This window comes from Pseudaquabacterium rugosum, assembly GCF_038066575.1.
Taxonomy (GTDB): domain Bacteria; phylum Pseudomonadota; class Gammaproteobacteria; order Burkholderiales; family Burkholderiaceae_C; genus Pseudaquabacterium; species Pseudaquabacterium rugosum.
This window is the reverse complement of the sequence record NZ_JBBUTF010000002.1, coordinates 217222-231466: the sequence shown is the minus strand read 5'-3', so window position 1 is coordinate 231466 and position 14245 is coordinate 217222. Positions and strand designations below refer to the sequence as shown.

Genomic DNA, 14245 nt, shown 5'->3' with positions numbered 1-14245 from the left:
CGGTCAGCGGGCGGTCGGCGGCAGGGTCGGTGGCGGGCCGTCGGGCGTGTCGGCCACCGCGTCCTGGCGCGTCATGGCCTGCGGCACCGCAGCGCCGATCGGCCGTGCCGCGTTCGCACCGGGCACCGCGCCCGGCGCACCACCGCCGACCGGACCCGGACCGAGGGCGCCGGCCGTCACACCGCCCGGGAAGCCGGTCTGGGCCAAGGCCGGCATCCCGGTCGAGGGCCCGGGCACGCCGCGGGCCGCCTCGGGCAGCGGCGGCAGCTCCAGCGTGAAGCCGGCCTGCCCCTCACCGCCGAAACGGGCGACACGCCATTCGAGGGCCTGCAGCCGCAGACCCGGCTCCAGCTCGGCCCCGACGCGCAGCACCTGCGGCGGCTTGCCGTCGATCGACACCAGCGCCAGGCCGCCGGCCGCGCCACCCCCACGGGGGGCGACGATGCCCAGCAGCTTCAGCCGCGCCGCCCAGGCCGGCGCAGGCGCGGCCGCATCGGCCTGGGGCAGCGCCTCCGCGGCCACCGCACCGAGCAGGCGGGAGAGATCACCGAGCACCGGCAGGCCCGTGGTCGCGGTGACCACGGCCTGCGCAGGCACCGCCTGCCCGCGCGCGGCGAGCCTCAGGCCCCAGACCGCCACACTGGCGGCCACCAGGGCCCAGACCACGAAGGATGAAAGTCTGGCCGTCATGTGCCGATTATGATGGAGCGCCCGTGTTCGACCGGCCGCGTCCGCTGGACGCAAGCCATTGATACACGCCCGTTTTTTCCGTTTTCTTGCAGCTTCATGAACCTTTCGTTGCCCCCCTCGCCGCGCCGCCGACGCTCGGGCTTCACGCTGATCGAGCTGATGGTGGTGCTGGTCATCATCGGCGTGCTGGCCGCGCTGATCGTGCCCAACGTGCTGGACCGCACGGATGACGCGCGGGCGACCGGGGCGCGCACCGACGTCAACAACCTGATGCAGGCGCTCAAGCTCTACAAGCTGGACAACCAGCGCTACCCGAGCAACGAACAGGGCCTGGACGCGCTCGTCAAGAAGCCCACCGTCAACCCGGCGCCCGCCAACTGGCGCCCCTACCTGGAGAAGCTGCCCACCGACCCCTGGGGCCAGCCCTACCAGTACATGAACCCGGGCGTGCAGGGCCCGATCGACGTCTTCAGCTTCGGCGCCGACGGTCGCTCGGGTGGCGAGGGCAAGGACGCCGACATCGGCTCCTGGCAGTGACACCGGCCCGGCCGTCGGCCGGCTTCACGCTGATCGAGCTGCTGATGGTGCTGCTGCTGGTGGCGATGACCACCGGCCTGATCGGCCTGTCGCTGCGCGACGACGATGGCGTGCGGCTGGAGCGCGAAGCCCAGCGGCTGTCGGCGTTGATCGAGGCCGCACGGGCACAGGCGCGGGCCAGCGGCCTGGTCGTGCACTTCGAGTTCACCGGCGAGGCCGCCCGCGATGACGCGGGTGCCGACAGCTTGGCCTTCCGCTTCGTCGGCCTGCCCGATGGTGCGCTGCCTCCGGGCCGCTGGCTGCAGAGCGGCACGCGCGGCCAGATCCTGGGCGCCCGCAGCCTGCTGCTGGGGCCCGAGCCGCTGATCGGCCGCCAGCGCATCCAGCTCAGCCATGGCGAAGCCCACCTGATCCTGATCACCGACGGCCTCGGCCCCTTCATCGCCGCCCATGACGAGGCCGAGGCCGCGGCCCTGGCGGCCGGCCAGGGGCTGATCGGCCCGCCACCGCAGCGCTGAGGCGCCGCCGACACATCCCCCCTTCCACCACCGATGCCCGTCCCGTCCGCGCACCCTGCACGCCGCCGCCCGCTGGCCGCGCCCCGCCCCCCCGGGCCGGGCCGCGGCTTCACGCTGGTCGAGGTGCTGGTGGCGCTGGCGATCACCGCGCTGTGCCTGGGCGCCGGCCTGCGCGCGGCCGGCGCGCTGACCGACAACGCCAGCCGGCTGCAGGCGGTCATGCTGGCCCAGTGGTGTGCCGACAACCAGCTGACGGGCCTGCGCCTGTCACGCCAGTTTCCCGGCACCAGCGAGAGCGAGTTCAGCTGCGAGCAGCTGGGCCGGCGCTACAGCGGCAAGCTCAGCGCACAGACCCATCCGCTGCAGGCCAACTTCAGCACCGTCGACGCCACCGTGTTCGACGAGGACGGCCGCCAGCTGCTGCGGCTGTCGACCATCGTCGGCCGCAACTGAGGCACGGTCCGCCGCCCTCCGCGACCTGCCACCCGCCATCCGCAGCCCGGCCCGCACGACCGCACACCACCGCCTCGCACCACCGCCCCGTTCCGCATGACCCATCCCCCCCGCCACCGCCCCACCGCCCTGCGCCCGGCCCCGCGCCGCCACGCGGGCCGGGCACGCGCCGGCTTCACGCTGGTCGAGGTGCTGGTGGCGCTGGTGATCATGGCCGTCATGGCGGCCATGGGCTGGCAGGGCGTGGCCACGATGGTGCGGACCCGCGACGCGACGCAGGAAGCCAGTGACCGCACGCTGCGCCTGTCGGCCCTGATCAGCCAGTGGGAGCAGGATCTGCAGGCGGTCTACGACCACCCGGGCGTGCCGGGTCTGGCCTTCGACGGCCGGCAGCTGCGTCTGCTGCGCCGCGGCGACGGGGGCGTCCAGATCGTCGTCTGGTCGCTGCAGGATGGGCACTGGCAGCGCTGGGCCGGACCGGCCGTCACCCGGTCCACCGAGCTGCTGCGGCATCTGCAGGTGGCCGCCCAGTTGCAGGGCCAGGAGGCGATGCAGATGCGCCTGCTCGATGGCGTCCAGGGCTGGCAGCTGTACTACTGGCGCCAGGGCGGCTGGACCAACGCGCAGTCGGCCGACGACTTCAGCACCGCGACGGCGTCCGGCACGACGGGCACGGGCAGCGGCACGGCAGCCGGCACCGGCACGACCGAGGGCGGCACGACCACCACCACCTCCGGATCGTCCACCGGCAGCACGTCCGGCACCACCACGGCCACGGCCACCGCCCGCAGCAGTCGCCGCCTGCTGCCCGAAGGCGTGCGTCTGCAGCTCGACCTGCCCGAGGGCCGGCTCACGCGCGACGTGATGCTGCCGCCCCAACGCCGCTCATGAGCCGCCACCCGCCCTGCCCCGAGGCCACCGCGACCGTCGGCGCCCGTCCGGCGGCCGGTCCGGCCCTGCGCCCGGCCCGCCATCAGGCCCGTGGCGCGACCGCACGCAGGACCGGCCATCGCCGGCGCCCCCCCGCGCCACGGCGCGGCGCCGCGCTGCTGGTGGCGATGGTGCTGATGGGCGTGGTCGCCACGCTGGCGGCCGGCATGGTCTGGCAGCAGTGGCGGGCGGTCGAGGTCGAGACCGCCGAGCGCATGCGCGCGCAGTCGGCCGTGCTGGTACCCGGCGCGATGGACTGGGCGCGCGAGATCCTGCGCGAGAAGCTGCGCCGCTCCGACGGCCACACCCAGCTGCCGCTGCTGCTGGCCCAGCCGCTGGCCGAGACCCGCCTGTCCTCGCTGCTGGCCGCCGACCGCAACCAGTCGGCCGATGCCGAGATCGACGTCTTCATCAGCGGCCGGCTGGAGGACGCCCAGGCCCGCTACAACCTGCGCAACCTGATCGTCGACGACCAGGTGGTGCCGGCCCAGTTGCAGATCCTGCAGCGGCTGTGCACGCTGGCCGGCGTGTCCTCGGACCTGGCCGCGCAGATCGCCGAACAGTTGCGCCGCGCGCTGCGCGCCCCGCTCAACGAGAGCGAGGATGCACCGCTGCCGCCGCAGCAGGTCGAGGACCTGCAATGGGCCGGCCTCGGCCAGGCCACGCTGCGCCAGCTCGCGCCCTACGTGGTGCTGCTGCCGGTGGCCACCCGGGTCAATGTCAACACCGCCTCGCGCGAGGTGCTGGCCGCGGTGCTGCCCGAACTCGGTCTGGGCGGCGCCGACCGCCTGATCCGCCAGCGCCTGCAGCCCTCGCGCATCGGCCAGCAGGGCTTCGACACGCTGGAGGACCTGCGCGCCGCGCTCGGCCTGCAGCAGGCGCCCGACGCCGGACGGGTCGACGTGCGCACCGCCTTCTTCTTCGCCGACGGCCAGATCCGCTCGGGCCCCTACACGCTGGTCGAACGCTACCTGCTGGAGGCCACCGGCGGCAGCCGCCTGGTGGCCATCCAGCGCCAGCGCCAGGTGCGCGTGGCCGACACCCCGGCGCGCTGAGCACCGGGACCGCACCGATGTCCGCCGTCGCCACGTCCACCGCCCTGCGCCTGCGCACCCCGCCGCCGCGCGTCCATCCGCCCACGACGGAAGATGGGCGGACGGGGTGCCGCTCATCCGCAATGAAGCCGGCACACCGCTGGCCGACAATCGTCCGGCACGCCGTCGCGTGGCAGGCCCTGGGAGCCTGCCCCGATGTCATCCGCCCCCCTGTCCGAACGGCCTGAACCGCCCACTGCCGCACCATGTCCCTGCTCGTGATCACGCTGCCCACGCGGCCGCCGCTCGCCGATGCGGCGCAGGCCGACGAGCCGCCGGCGGCGTGGACCCATGTCCACAGCGAGGACGGCCGCACGGCGCTGCACCACGGCCGGCTCGAGGCCGCCCATCTGCCGCGCTGCGACCAGGTGGTCGCCGTGCTGCCCCCCGAACGCCTGAGCTGGCACGCGCTGACGCTGCCCAAGGCGCCGGCCGCCCGCCTGCGCGAGGCCCTGCTGGGCCTGCTGGAAGAGCAGCTGCTCGACGAGGCCGAGGCCGTGCACCTGGCCCTGCCACCCCGCGCCCAGGCCGGCCAGACGGTGTGGGTCGCGGTGACGGCCCGCCGCTGGCTGCAGCGCCAGCTGGCGGTGCTGGCGCAGTCCGGCATCCACGTCGACCGCGTGGTGCCGGCCTGGGCCCCGCGCGGCGCCGGCCTGGCCGATGCGCCGACGGTCGTCCACCTGCATGCCCGCGAAGGCGATGCCCCCGGCGCGGCCTGGCTGGTGGCCAGCGAGACCGAGGGCGTGAGCCTGCTGCCGCTGGCCGGCAGCCTGGCCCGCGCGCGGCTGACGCACTGGCAACAGGACGGCTGCCGCATCAGCGCCTCGCCAGCCGCCGCCACGATCGCCGAACGCTGGCTGGGCCAGCCGGTGGCCGTCGAGACCGAGGCCGAGCTGGCCCTGGCCGCGGCCGCCGGCGACTGGAACCTGCTGCAGTTCGACCTCGCCCCCAGCCACCGCGGCCTGCGCCGCCTGGCCGCGCTGTGGAAGCGCTGGCGCAGCCCCGTCTGGCGCCCGGTGCGCCTGGGCCTGGGCGTGCTGGTGGTGGTGCAGCTGCTGGGCCTGAACGTCTGGGCCTGGCACCAGCGGCAGACGCTGCAGCAGCTGCGCGACGGCCAGGAGGCCTTGCTGCGCGCCACCCATCCGCAGGTGCGCGTGGTGCGCGACGCCGCCTTGCAGATGCACCGCGAGACCGCCACGCTGCGCGACCAGGCCGGCGTGCCCGGCGAGCAGGATCTGGAGACGCTGCTGGCCGCCGCCAGCCAGGCCTGGCCCGAAGGCCAGGCGCCGGCCGCCCAGCTGCGCTATGACGGCCAGAGCCTGACCCTGAACACCCCGGCCATGCCGCCCGAGGCGATCGAGACGCTGCGCCAGCGCCTGCAGGCGCGTGGCTGGAAGCTGGCCACCGAAGGCACGCAGCTGACGCTGCAGCGCCAGGGCCCGGACGCCGCACCGACCGACGCGGCCGCGGCCGCAGCCACCGCCGCACCCGGCCCGTCCGGCCTCGCGCCCGCCCCGTCCGACACCGTCCAGCCCGCGGCGATGCCCCCGGCCGGCCCATCCCCCGGCACCCTGCCGCCGACCACGCCGCCGAACGGAGTGCCCCGATGAGCTGGCGCCTGCCCCGCCCGAGCCTGCCCTGGCGCCGCGACCGCGCGGCCGCCGACGCCCCGGACAGCCTGCAGGACTCGCGCCTGGACACGCGGGTCGATCCCTCGATGGACTCGCGCCTGGAATCCCCCGGCACGGGCGGCTCCAGCCTGCTCAGCCGGCTGGACGACAGCCGGCTCGACAGCGGCCCGGCCGGCGCGCTGCAGGGCCGCTGGCAGGCCCTGGCGCCGCGCGAACGCCTGCTGCTGGCCATCGGCGGCACGGTGCTGGCCGGCGGTCTGCTGTGGAGCGTGGCGCTGGCCCCGGCCTGGCGCACGCTGCAGCGCGTGCCGGCCGAGATCGCACAGCAGGAGCGCGCACTGCAGCAGATGCGCGAGCGGGCGACCGAGGTCGCGCAATACCGCGCCGTCCCGCCGGTGCCGACCGCCCAGGCGCAACAGGCCCTGAACGCGGCCACCGGCCGGCTGGGCGCCCGCGGCAAGCTGACGCTGCAGGGCCAGGACCGCGCGGTGCTGGCCTGCAGCGCGTGCAGCGGCGCCGATCTGGTGACCTGGCTGGCCGAGCTGCGCGCCGGCGCACGCGGCCACGTGACCGAGGCGACGCTGACGCAATCGGCGCCGGGCCGCTACGACGGCCAGCTGGTCGTGCAATACGGGAGCCCGCTCTGATGGGCCGGCCACGCTACGTCCACAGCGTGCTGTCGACGCTGGAGCTGGCCGTCGCCCAGCACCGCACCGGCCGGCGCTGGATGCTGGCCGGCCTGCTGGTCGGCGGGCTCGGCGGTGTGCTGGCCGGCCTGCCGGCGAGCTGGATCGCCGGCCAGCTCGCCCAGGCCAGCGGTGGCCGCCTGCTGCTGGCCGAGGCCCGCGGCACGGTCTGGAACGGCGACGCCGTGCTGGTGCTGACCGGCGGCAGCGGCAGCCGCGACGCCGCCGCCCTGCCCGGCCGCCTGCACTGGACGCTGCGCCCGGACTGGCAGGGCCTGCGCCTGGCGCTGCGCCAGGACTGCTGCACGCCCGGCGAGCTGCCGCTGCGCCTGAGCCCCGGCTGGGGCGGCGCCAGCCTCACCATCGAGACCCGCGGCACCGCCCCGACCCCGCTGGGGACCTGGCCGGTGGCCGCACTCGGCGGCCTGGGCGCGCCCTTCAACACGCTGGGCCTCGACGGCCAGCTCGGCCTCTCGGCGCAGGACGTGCGCCTGCAGTGGGTGCAGGGCCGGCTGCGCATCGAGGGCCGGCTGCTGGCCGAGCTGCGCGAGACGCGGGCCCGCGCCGCGCTGCTGCCGACGCTCGGCAACTACCAGTTCACGCTGCAGGGTGCGCCCGGCGGCGGCGACACCGCCTTGCTGCAGGTGCGCACCCTCGGCGACGCGCCGCTGCGCGTCGAGGCCGACGGCCAGTGGAGCGGCGGCCGCCTGCGCCTGCGCGGCCAGGCCAGCCCCGCCGCCGGCCAGGAATCGGCCCTCGCCAACCTGCTCAGCCTCATCGGCCGCCGACAGGGATCGTCGGCGCTCATTTCGATCGGATGACCATGACCTCGCCCCGACCGCCCCGCTCCCGCCGCCCGGCGCATCGCGCCGCGCTGCGGTCCGCCACCGTCGGAGCCTGCTGCGCGGCGCTGCTGCTGCCGCTGCTCTCCCCGGTGGCCCAGGCCGCCGGCACGGCCACGCGCAAGCCGGCCAGCCGCGCCGCCGCCCCGGTGACGCTGAACTTCGTCAATGCCGACATCGACGCCGTCAGCCGCGCGATGGGCGCGATGATGGACCGCCAGATCCTGGTCGACCCGCGCGTCAAGGGCAACATCACGCTCTATGCCGAGCAGCCGATCCCGGTCGCCCGGGCCTACCAGAACTACCAGGCCGCGCTGCGCGGGCTGGGCTTCTCGGTGGTCGAGTCCGGCGGCCTGCTCAAGGTGCTGCCCGAGGCCGATGCCAAGCTGCAGGCCGCCACCGTGCAGGTCGGCCCGGTACAGCAGCGCGGCGAGCAGGTGATCACCCAGATCTTCCGCCTCAACCACGAGAACCCGAACAACCTCGTGGCCGTGCTGCGGCCGCTGATCAGCCCGAACAACACGATCAACGCCAACCCGGCCAACAGCTCGCTGGTGATCACCGACTACGCCGACAACCTGGCGCGGCTGGCCAAGATCATCAGCGCGCTCGACCAGCCGGCGGCCACCGATGTCGAGGTGATCCCGCTGGAGCACGCGGTGGCCGCCGACCTGGCCACCACCGTGCAGCGCCTGGCCGAAGGCGGCGGCGCGGCGGCGGCCGCCGCGGCGGTGCCCGGCGCCTCGGGCAGCGGCGTGACGGTGATGGCCGACGCGCGCGCCAACGCGCTGATCATCCGCGGCCCGAACCCGGTGCGCCTGGCCCAGCTGCGCACGCTGATCCGCCAGCTCGACCGGCCCGGCGCCGGCCCGGCAGGCACGATCCGCGTCGTCTATCTGCGCAATGCGGATGCGACCAAGCTGGCCTCGGTGCTGCGCGCGGCCTTCGGGGGCGGCAGCGGCGGCGGCGCGGGGGCGGGAGGCTCGGCGGGTTCGGCCTCGGCCCTGCCGACGGCCGGCAGCAGCGGCGCGGCCGGGGGCTCGGCCACCAGCGCCGGCGGGGCGACGGGCGCCAGCGGCGGCACCTCGGCCGCCACCAGCCCGATCTCGGCCTCGGCCCAGCCCTCGACCGGCGGCTTCATCCAGGCCGATCCGGCCACCAACTCGCTGGTCATCACCGCACCCGAGCCGCTGTTCCGCCAGATCCGCCAGGTCATCGACCAGCTCGACGGCCGCCGCGCCCAGGTGTATGTCGAATCGATGATCGTCGAGATGGACGCCGCCAAGGCGGCCGAGCTCGGCGTCCAGTGGCAGGGTCTGCTGGGCCAGTCGGGCGACAAGTACGGCGTCGTGCTGGGCACCAACTACGGCACCAGCGCCAGCAACATCCTCAACGTGACCGCCGCGGCCACGAGTGGCTCGGTGACGGCGTCCACCGCCATCAACGGCCTGAACATCGGCCTGCTGCAGCGGGTCAACGGCGTCTACACGCTGGGCGCGCTGGCGCGGCTGCTGGAAACGGTGTCCGGCACCAACATCCTGTCGACCCCGAATCTGGTCGCCCTCGACAACGAGGAGGCCAAGATCGTCGTCGGCCAGAACGTGCCCTTCGTCACCGGCAGCTTCACCAGCACCGGCTCGTCGACGTCGACGGTCAACCCCTTCCAGACCGTCGAACGCAAGGACGTCGGCCTGACGCTGAAGATCAAGCCGCAGATCGGCGAAGGCGGCGTGGTGAGGATGACGGTCTACCAGGAGAACTCCAGCGTCGTCGCCACCACCAGCAGCAACACCAACGGCCCGACGACCAACAAGAACTCGGTCGAGACCACGGTGGTGGCCGATGACGGCCAGATCATGGTGCTCGGCGGCCAGCTGCGCGAGCAGTACGACGATGCCGTCAGCAAGGTGCCGCTGCTGGGGGACCTGCCGCTGGTGGGCAACCTGTTCCGCAGCGACGCCCGCACCCGCACCAAGAAGATCATGCTGGTCTTCCTGCGGCCGACGGTGCTGCGGGACGCCGCGGCGGCGGCCGCGCTGTCGACCGACCGCTACGAGGCCATCCGCGCCCAGCAGCAGGCCGCCCAGCCCGAGCGCAGCCGCGTGATGGGCATCAACGAGTCGCCGATGCTGCCCGAGCGCGAGGACCCGTCACGCCGCACGGGCGCACCGGCCGTCGCCCCGGCGACCGCGCCGGTCCGGCCGGTCACGCCGCCGGCCGGTACCACGCCGGCCACGGCCACGGACGCTGCCGCCGCCGCCCGCACCTCGGCCACCGGCACGCCGCGCACCGGCGGCGTGGTCACCGAGCCGCCGGTCGTCGACCCGTCGGCCACGCGCTGACGGCTGCCGGAGCGACGATGGCCGCCCGCCACCCCCTGCCCTACGCCTGGGCCAAGGCCCAGAACCTGCTGATCGAGGACGACGGCCACGAGGCCGTGCTGTGGGCCGCCGACGGCGCCCGCAGCGCCGCACTGGCCGAGGCGATGCGCCTGCACGCGGTGCAGCGCGTCGAGCTGGAGGCCGCCGACACGCTGGCCCAGCGCATCGCCGCGGCCTATGCCGGCGGCGAGTCGAGCGCGGCCGCCGTGGTCGGCGAGGTCGAGAGCGCGGTCGACCTGTCGCGCATGCTGCAGGACCTGCCGGCCGTCGAGGACCTGCTGGAGACGGCCGACGACGCGCCGATCATCCGCATGCTCAACGCGCTGCTGACGCAGGCCGCCAAGGATGGCGCCTCCGACATCCACATCGAGCCCTACGAGCGCGCCTCGGCCGTGCGCTTCCGCGTCGACGGCACGCTGCGCGAGGTGGTGGCGCCCAACCGGGCGCTGCATGCCGCGCTGATCTCGCGCCTGAAGATCATGGCCGAGCTCGACATCGCCGAGAAGCGGCTGCCGCAGGACGGCCGCATCTCGCTGCGCATCGGCGGCCGCGCGATCGACGTGCGGGTCTCCACGCTGCCGAGCGCCCACGGCGAGCGCGCGGTGCTGCGCCTGCTCGACAAGAGCGAGAGCAAGTTCACGCTGGAGGCGCTCGGCATGAACGGCCGCGTGCTGCACGACTTCGACCGCCTGGTGCACCAGCCACACGGCATCGTGCTGGTGACCGGCCCGACCGGCTCGGGCAAGACGACCACGCTCTATGCGTCGCTGGGCCGGCTGGAAACCGCCACCACCAATGTGCTGACGGTCGAGGACCCGATCGAGTACGAGCTGCCCGGCATCGGCCAGACCCAGGTCAACGCCAAGATCGACCTGACCTTCGCCAAGGCCCTGCGCGCCATCCTGCGCCAGGACCCGGACGTCATCATGATCGGCGAGATCCGCGACTTCGAGACCGCGCAGATCGCGATCCAGGCCTCGCTGACCGGCCACCTGGTGCTGGCCACGCTGCACACCAATGACGCGCCGAGTGCGGTGACGCGGCTGATCGACATGGGCGTCGAGCCCTACCTGCTGTCGTCCAGCCTGCTGGGTGCGCAGGCCCAGCGCCTGGTGCGCAAGCTGTGCACCCACTGCCGGCGCCAGGACGAGCTCGGCCACTGGCACGCGGTGGGCTGCCCGGTGTGCAACCACAGCGGCTACAAGGGCCGCACCGGCGTCTACGAGCTGATGGTCGTCGACGACGCGCTGCGCGGGCTGATCCACAACCGCGCCGCCGAGGCCGAGCTGGCCGAGGCCGCCCGGGCCAACGGTTATGTGCCGATGCGCGAGGACGGCGAACGCCTGGTGGCCGAGGGCCTGACCTCGCCCGAGGAAGTCATCCGCGTGACGCGGGACTGAAGACCGGCCGCACGATGTCCTCCCCCGCCACGCCCCCGCCGTCCGACCTGATGCTGCTGCCGGCCGACGCCGAGCTGGCCTCGGTCGAGGCCGTCGGCGGCGGTCTGGTGCTGCAGCTGTCGGTGATCGCGGCGCGGCGACCGGACCCGGACCATCCGCTGCGGCCGCAGGACGGCTGGGTGCGGCATGTGCGGCTGGTGCTGGATCAGGCGGCCTGGCCGGCCGGCCCCGACCCGACGCCGGGCCGGCTGCGCCGGCTGGCCGTGCAGCGCCCGGGCGCGGCGGCCTCGACCGGCCCCTGGCCGCTGACCCTGCCCGCGCCGTTCACGCTCGCCGGCCCGCTGACGCTGCAGCTGACCCTGGTCGATGGCCGGGCCCTGAGCCTGGACGCGGCCGCCCTGCAGCTGCGCGCCGGTGCGCGCACCGTCTGGCATGAGACGCTGGCCTGCTGAGCCGGCGGACCGCGCCGGTGGTGCGCACCGGCAGCGGCGGGCGCCCGTCGTGGCACGGGGCTGCGCGCGCCGGCGGGCCGCCACGGCGCCGGCCGCGCGCGGCACAGCGCGTGCGGACTCAGCCGCGCAGGTCGTCGGGCAGGTGCTGCAGGGTGATCGGTGCGTCCGGCGCCTCCAGCGGGCCGGGTGCGCCCTGGGGCAGCAACAGCAGGCGCACCGGCTGCCGGGTGTGTGCGGCCAACGCACGCAGGCCGTCGATCCAGCCGGCCAGCACCTGGGGCGCGGGCGCATCGGCCAGCAGCAGCGTCGGCCGGCGCGGCGACCAGGCGGCCAGGCGTGCCGCCAGATCCGGCAGGTCCGTGCGCAGCCAGCCGGCATCCCACACCGCATCATCAGGCGCCGCACGCCACCAGCACAGCTCGGCCGCCTTGACGCGCAGGCGCAGGGCCAGTTGCGCGCCCCGGCCGGGCAGCGCGGCCAGCGCCGCGTCGCGGCTCAGATGCTCGCCCAGCGCCTGGGCCAGAGGGTGGCGACCGCTGCCGCGCGGGCCGTCGAGCCGGGCCACGGCCAGCGGCCGGGCGATGGACGGACGCTGCCAGGGCAGGACCACCGCGCCGGTGCGCGCGCCGTCCGCACACCAGGCGAGCAAGGCCGGCCACACCGCCTGCTGCGCGCCCCCGACCGGCCCGACCGTGTGCAGCGCCAGTGCGGCACGCGGCGCGGGCGGCTGCACGCCCATCAGCGCGTGCGCGTAGCGCGCCAGCAGCGCCGGACGCCAGCCGGGCGCGGCCACCGCGCCGGGGCCCGCAGCCGCGGCCTGCCCCGGCACCTGAGGATCATGATTCGACATGCCGGCATTGTGCGGGCGCGCGCCGCCCGCGCCGCCCCGCCGCCGGCCTGAAAGCGCCCCCGACCATGCCTGCCTACACCTACGAAGCCCTGGACGAGAAGGGCAAGACCCGCAAGGGCGTGCTCGATGCCGAGAACGGCAAGGCCGCCCGCGCCCAGCTGCGCCAGCAGGGCCTGGTGCCGCTGGCCGTCGCGGCCGTGGCCCCCGGCCAGGACGGCGCGGCCGGCCGCGGTGGCTCGATGGTGCTGTGGCAGGGCCGGGTCTTCGGCGGCACCGGTCTGGCGGTGTGGACGCGCCAGCTCGCCGGCCTGGTCGGTGCCGGTCTGCCGCTGGAGCGGGCACTGACCGCCCTGTCCGACGAGGCCGAGGACGAGCGGGCCCGCCAGCTGATCGCCCACCTGCGCTCCGAGGTCAACGCCGGCCACCCCTTCGCCCGCGCGCTGGCGGCCTATCCGCGCGAGTTCGACGAGGTCTACCGCGCGGTGATCGCCGCCGGCGAGCAGAGCGGCGCACTCGGCCAGGTGCTGGAGCGGCTGGCCGACGATCTGGAGGAGCGGCGCGCGCTGGCGGCCAAGCTGCTGGGCGCGGCGCTGTATCCGGCCATCGTCTCGCTGGTGGCGCTGGTGATCGTGATCTTCCTGGTGACCTATGTGGTGCCGCAGGTGGCGGGCGTGTTCACCAGCAGCAAGCGGGCGCTGCCGGGGCTGACGGTCATGATGCTGGCCCTCAGCGACTTCGTGCGGCATTGGGGCTGGCTGGTGGCGCTGGCGGCCGTCGGCGGCGGGGTGACGCTGGCGCTGGCGCTGCGGCAGGAGGATTTCCGTCAGCGTTTCGATGCGGGCTGGCTGCGGGTGCCGCTGGTCGGCCGGCTGGCGCGCGGCTACAACGCGGCGCGTTTCGCGGGCACGCTGGCGCTGCTGGCCAATGCGGGGGTGCCGATCCTCAAGGCGCTGCAGGCGGCGGCGGAGACGCTGGGCAACCGGGCCTTGCGGGTCGATGCGCTGGATGCGCTGGCGCAGGTGCGTGAGGGGGCGCCGCTGGGCAGTGCGCTGGCGGCCAAGAAGCGGCTGCCGGGTCTGCTGGCGATGTTCGCGCGGCTGGGTGAGCAGACCGGCCAGCTGCCGCAGATGCTGGAGCGCGCGGCGCGCCAGCTGTCAGGTGAGGTGCAGCGCCGGGCGATGGCGCTGGCCACGCTGCTGGAGCCGCTGCTGATCGTGGCCATGGGCCTGATCGTGATGCTGATCGTGCTGGCGGTGATGCTGCCCATCATCCAGCTCAACAGCTGGGTGAAGTGAGGGGCTGAGGGGCCGGGGTTCATCGCTCTGCGATCGGGGCTGCGGGCGCGGAGCTCTGGGCTTTCGGCTTTCGGCTTGGGGCTCCTTGCGGCGTTTCTGCGGGTTGCGGGTTGCGGGTTGCGGGTTGCGGGTTGCGGGTTGCGGGTTGCGGGCGGAGCGTGTCCCGGGGCGGCCGGGCGGGCGGACCTCCTCAACGGAAATTCGTCGGGCCGCCCGCCCGACCACCCCGGGACCGAATCACCGCGGCCTGGGACGGGTTACGGCATGGCACGGCTACGCTCCTCGCCCGCCCTGCCCTGCCTGGCACTGGCCTGACCCGCCAAGCCGCGCGCGCGCCCTCCGCGCTGCCAGGGTGGTGGCTGGGGGCGGGGATCGCGGGGTGGGCGGCCCGACGAATTTCCGTTGAGGAGGGCCGCCCACCCCGCGGTCCCCGCCCCACCGCGAACCCACCGCAAGCCCGATCTCCCCGCAACCGCAACCGGAACA

Annotated in this window: 14 protein-coding genes; 12 read left to right on the top strand and 2 right to left on the bottom strand. The window is 75.0% G+C overall.

Annotated features, from left to right (window positions below):
* Positions 1–3 precede the first annotated feature (3 nt).
* On the bottom strand, positions 4–690 hold the full coding sequence (locus tag AACH11_RS01660) for a type II secretion system protein N (RefSeq protein ID WP_341372451.1): 687 nt from the start codon (positions 688–690) through the stop codon (positions 4–6).
* A 96-nt stretch (positions 691–786) separates the two neighbouring features.
* On the opposite strand from AACH11_RS01660, the gene gspG reads away from it, so the two are divergent.
* The 11 genes from gspG to AACH11_RS01605 all read left to right on the top strand — a co-directional run bounded on the left by gspG (position 787) and on the right by AACH11_RS01605 (position 11614).
* On the top strand, positions 787–1227 hold the full coding sequence (gene gspG / locus AACH11_RS01655) for a type II secretion system major pseudopilin GspG (protein WP_341372450.1): 441 nt from the start codon (positions 787–789) through the stop codon (positions 1225–1227).
* Positions 1224–1745 (top strand): prepilin-type N-terminal cleavage/methylation domain-containing protein, encoded by a 522-nt coding sequence (locus AACH11_RS01650; protein WP_341372449.1) that lies wholly within the window; start codon positions 1224–1226, stop codon positions 1743–1745. Before gspG ends, AACH11_RS01650 begins: the two co-directional genes overlap by 4 nt.
* 33 nt (positions 1746–1778) lie before the next feature.
* Positions 1779–2198, top strand: coding sequence for a type II secretion system minor pseudopilin GspI (gspI, locus tag AACH11_RS01645; RefSeq protein WP_341372448.1), 420 nt, complete (start codon positions 1779–1781; stop codon positions 2196–2198).
* Between the two features lie 96 nt (positions 2199–2294).
* Positions 2295–3089 (top strand): prepilin-type N-terminal cleavage/methylation domain-containing protein, encoded by a 795-nt coding sequence (locus AACH11_RS01640; protein WP_341372447.1) that lies wholly within the window; start codon positions 2295–2297, stop codon positions 3087–3089.
* Positions 3086–4183: a type II secretion system minor pseudopilin GspK gene (gene gspK / locus AACH11_RS01635; protein ID WP_341372446.1), complete on the top strand. Its 1098-nt coding sequence runs from the start codon at positions 3086–3088 to the stop codon at positions 4181–4183. Before AACH11_RS01640 ends, gspK begins: the two co-directional genes overlap by 4 nt.
* A 245-nt stretch (positions 4184–4428) precedes the next feature.
* Complete coding sequence (gspL, locus tag AACH11_RS01630; protein WP_341372445.1) at positions 4429–5832, top strand: type II secretion system protein GspL; 1404 nt, start codon at positions 4429–4431, stop codon at positions 5830–5832.
* A complete protein-coding gene (gene gspM, locus AACH11_RS01625; RefSeq protein ID WP_341372444.1) occupies positions 5829–6500 on the top strand; it encodes a type II secretion system protein GspM in 672 nt (223 codons plus the stop codon). Before gspL ends, gspM begins: the two co-directional genes overlap by 4 nt.
* Positions 6500–7360, top strand: a complete 861-nt coding sequence (gene gspN / locus AACH11_RS01620; RefSeq protein ID WP_341372443.1) for a type II secretion system protein N — start codon at positions 6500–6502, stop codon at positions 7358–7360. Before gspM ends, gspN begins: the two co-directional genes overlap by 1 nt.
* Before the next feature lie 2 nt (positions 7361–7362).
* Complete coding sequence (gene gspD, locus AACH11_RS01615) at positions 7363–9723, top strand: type II secretion system secretin GspD (RefSeq protein ID WP_341372442.1); 2361 nt, start codon at positions 7363–7365, stop codon at positions 9721–9723.
* A gap of 17 nt (positions 9724–9740) precedes the next feature.
* Positions 9741–11162, top strand: a complete 1422-nt coding sequence (gene gspE, locus AACH11_RS01610; RefSeq protein ID WP_341372441.1) for a type II secretion system ATPase GspE — start codon at positions 9741–9743, stop codon at positions 11160–11162.
* A gap of 14 nt (positions 11163–11176) precedes the next feature.
* Positions 11177–11614: a hypothetical protein gene (locus AACH11_RS01605; RefSeq protein WP_341372440.1), complete on the top strand. Its 438-nt coding sequence runs from the start codon at positions 11177–11179 to the stop codon at positions 11612–11614.
* 118 nt (positions 11615–11732) lie between these two features.
* Here the strand turns inward: AACH11_RS01605 and AACH11_RS01600 are convergent, their stop codons facing one another.
* Positions 11733–12464, bottom strand: coding sequence for a hypothetical protein (locus AACH11_RS01600; RefSeq protein ID WP_341372439.1), 732 nt, complete (start codon positions 12462–12464; stop codon positions 11733–11735).
* Positions 12465–12529: 65 nt separating this feature from the next.
* On the opposite strand from AACH11_RS01600, the gene gspF reads away from it, so the two are divergent.
* Positions 12530–13759 carry a type II secretion system inner membrane protein GspF gene (gspF, locus tag AACH11_RS01595; protein WP_341372438.1) on the top strand — a complete coding sequence of 410 codons (1230 nt, stop codon included), beginning with the start codon at positions 12530–12532 and terminating at the stop codon, positions 13757–13759.
* Positions 13760–14245 lie beyond the last annotated feature (486 nt).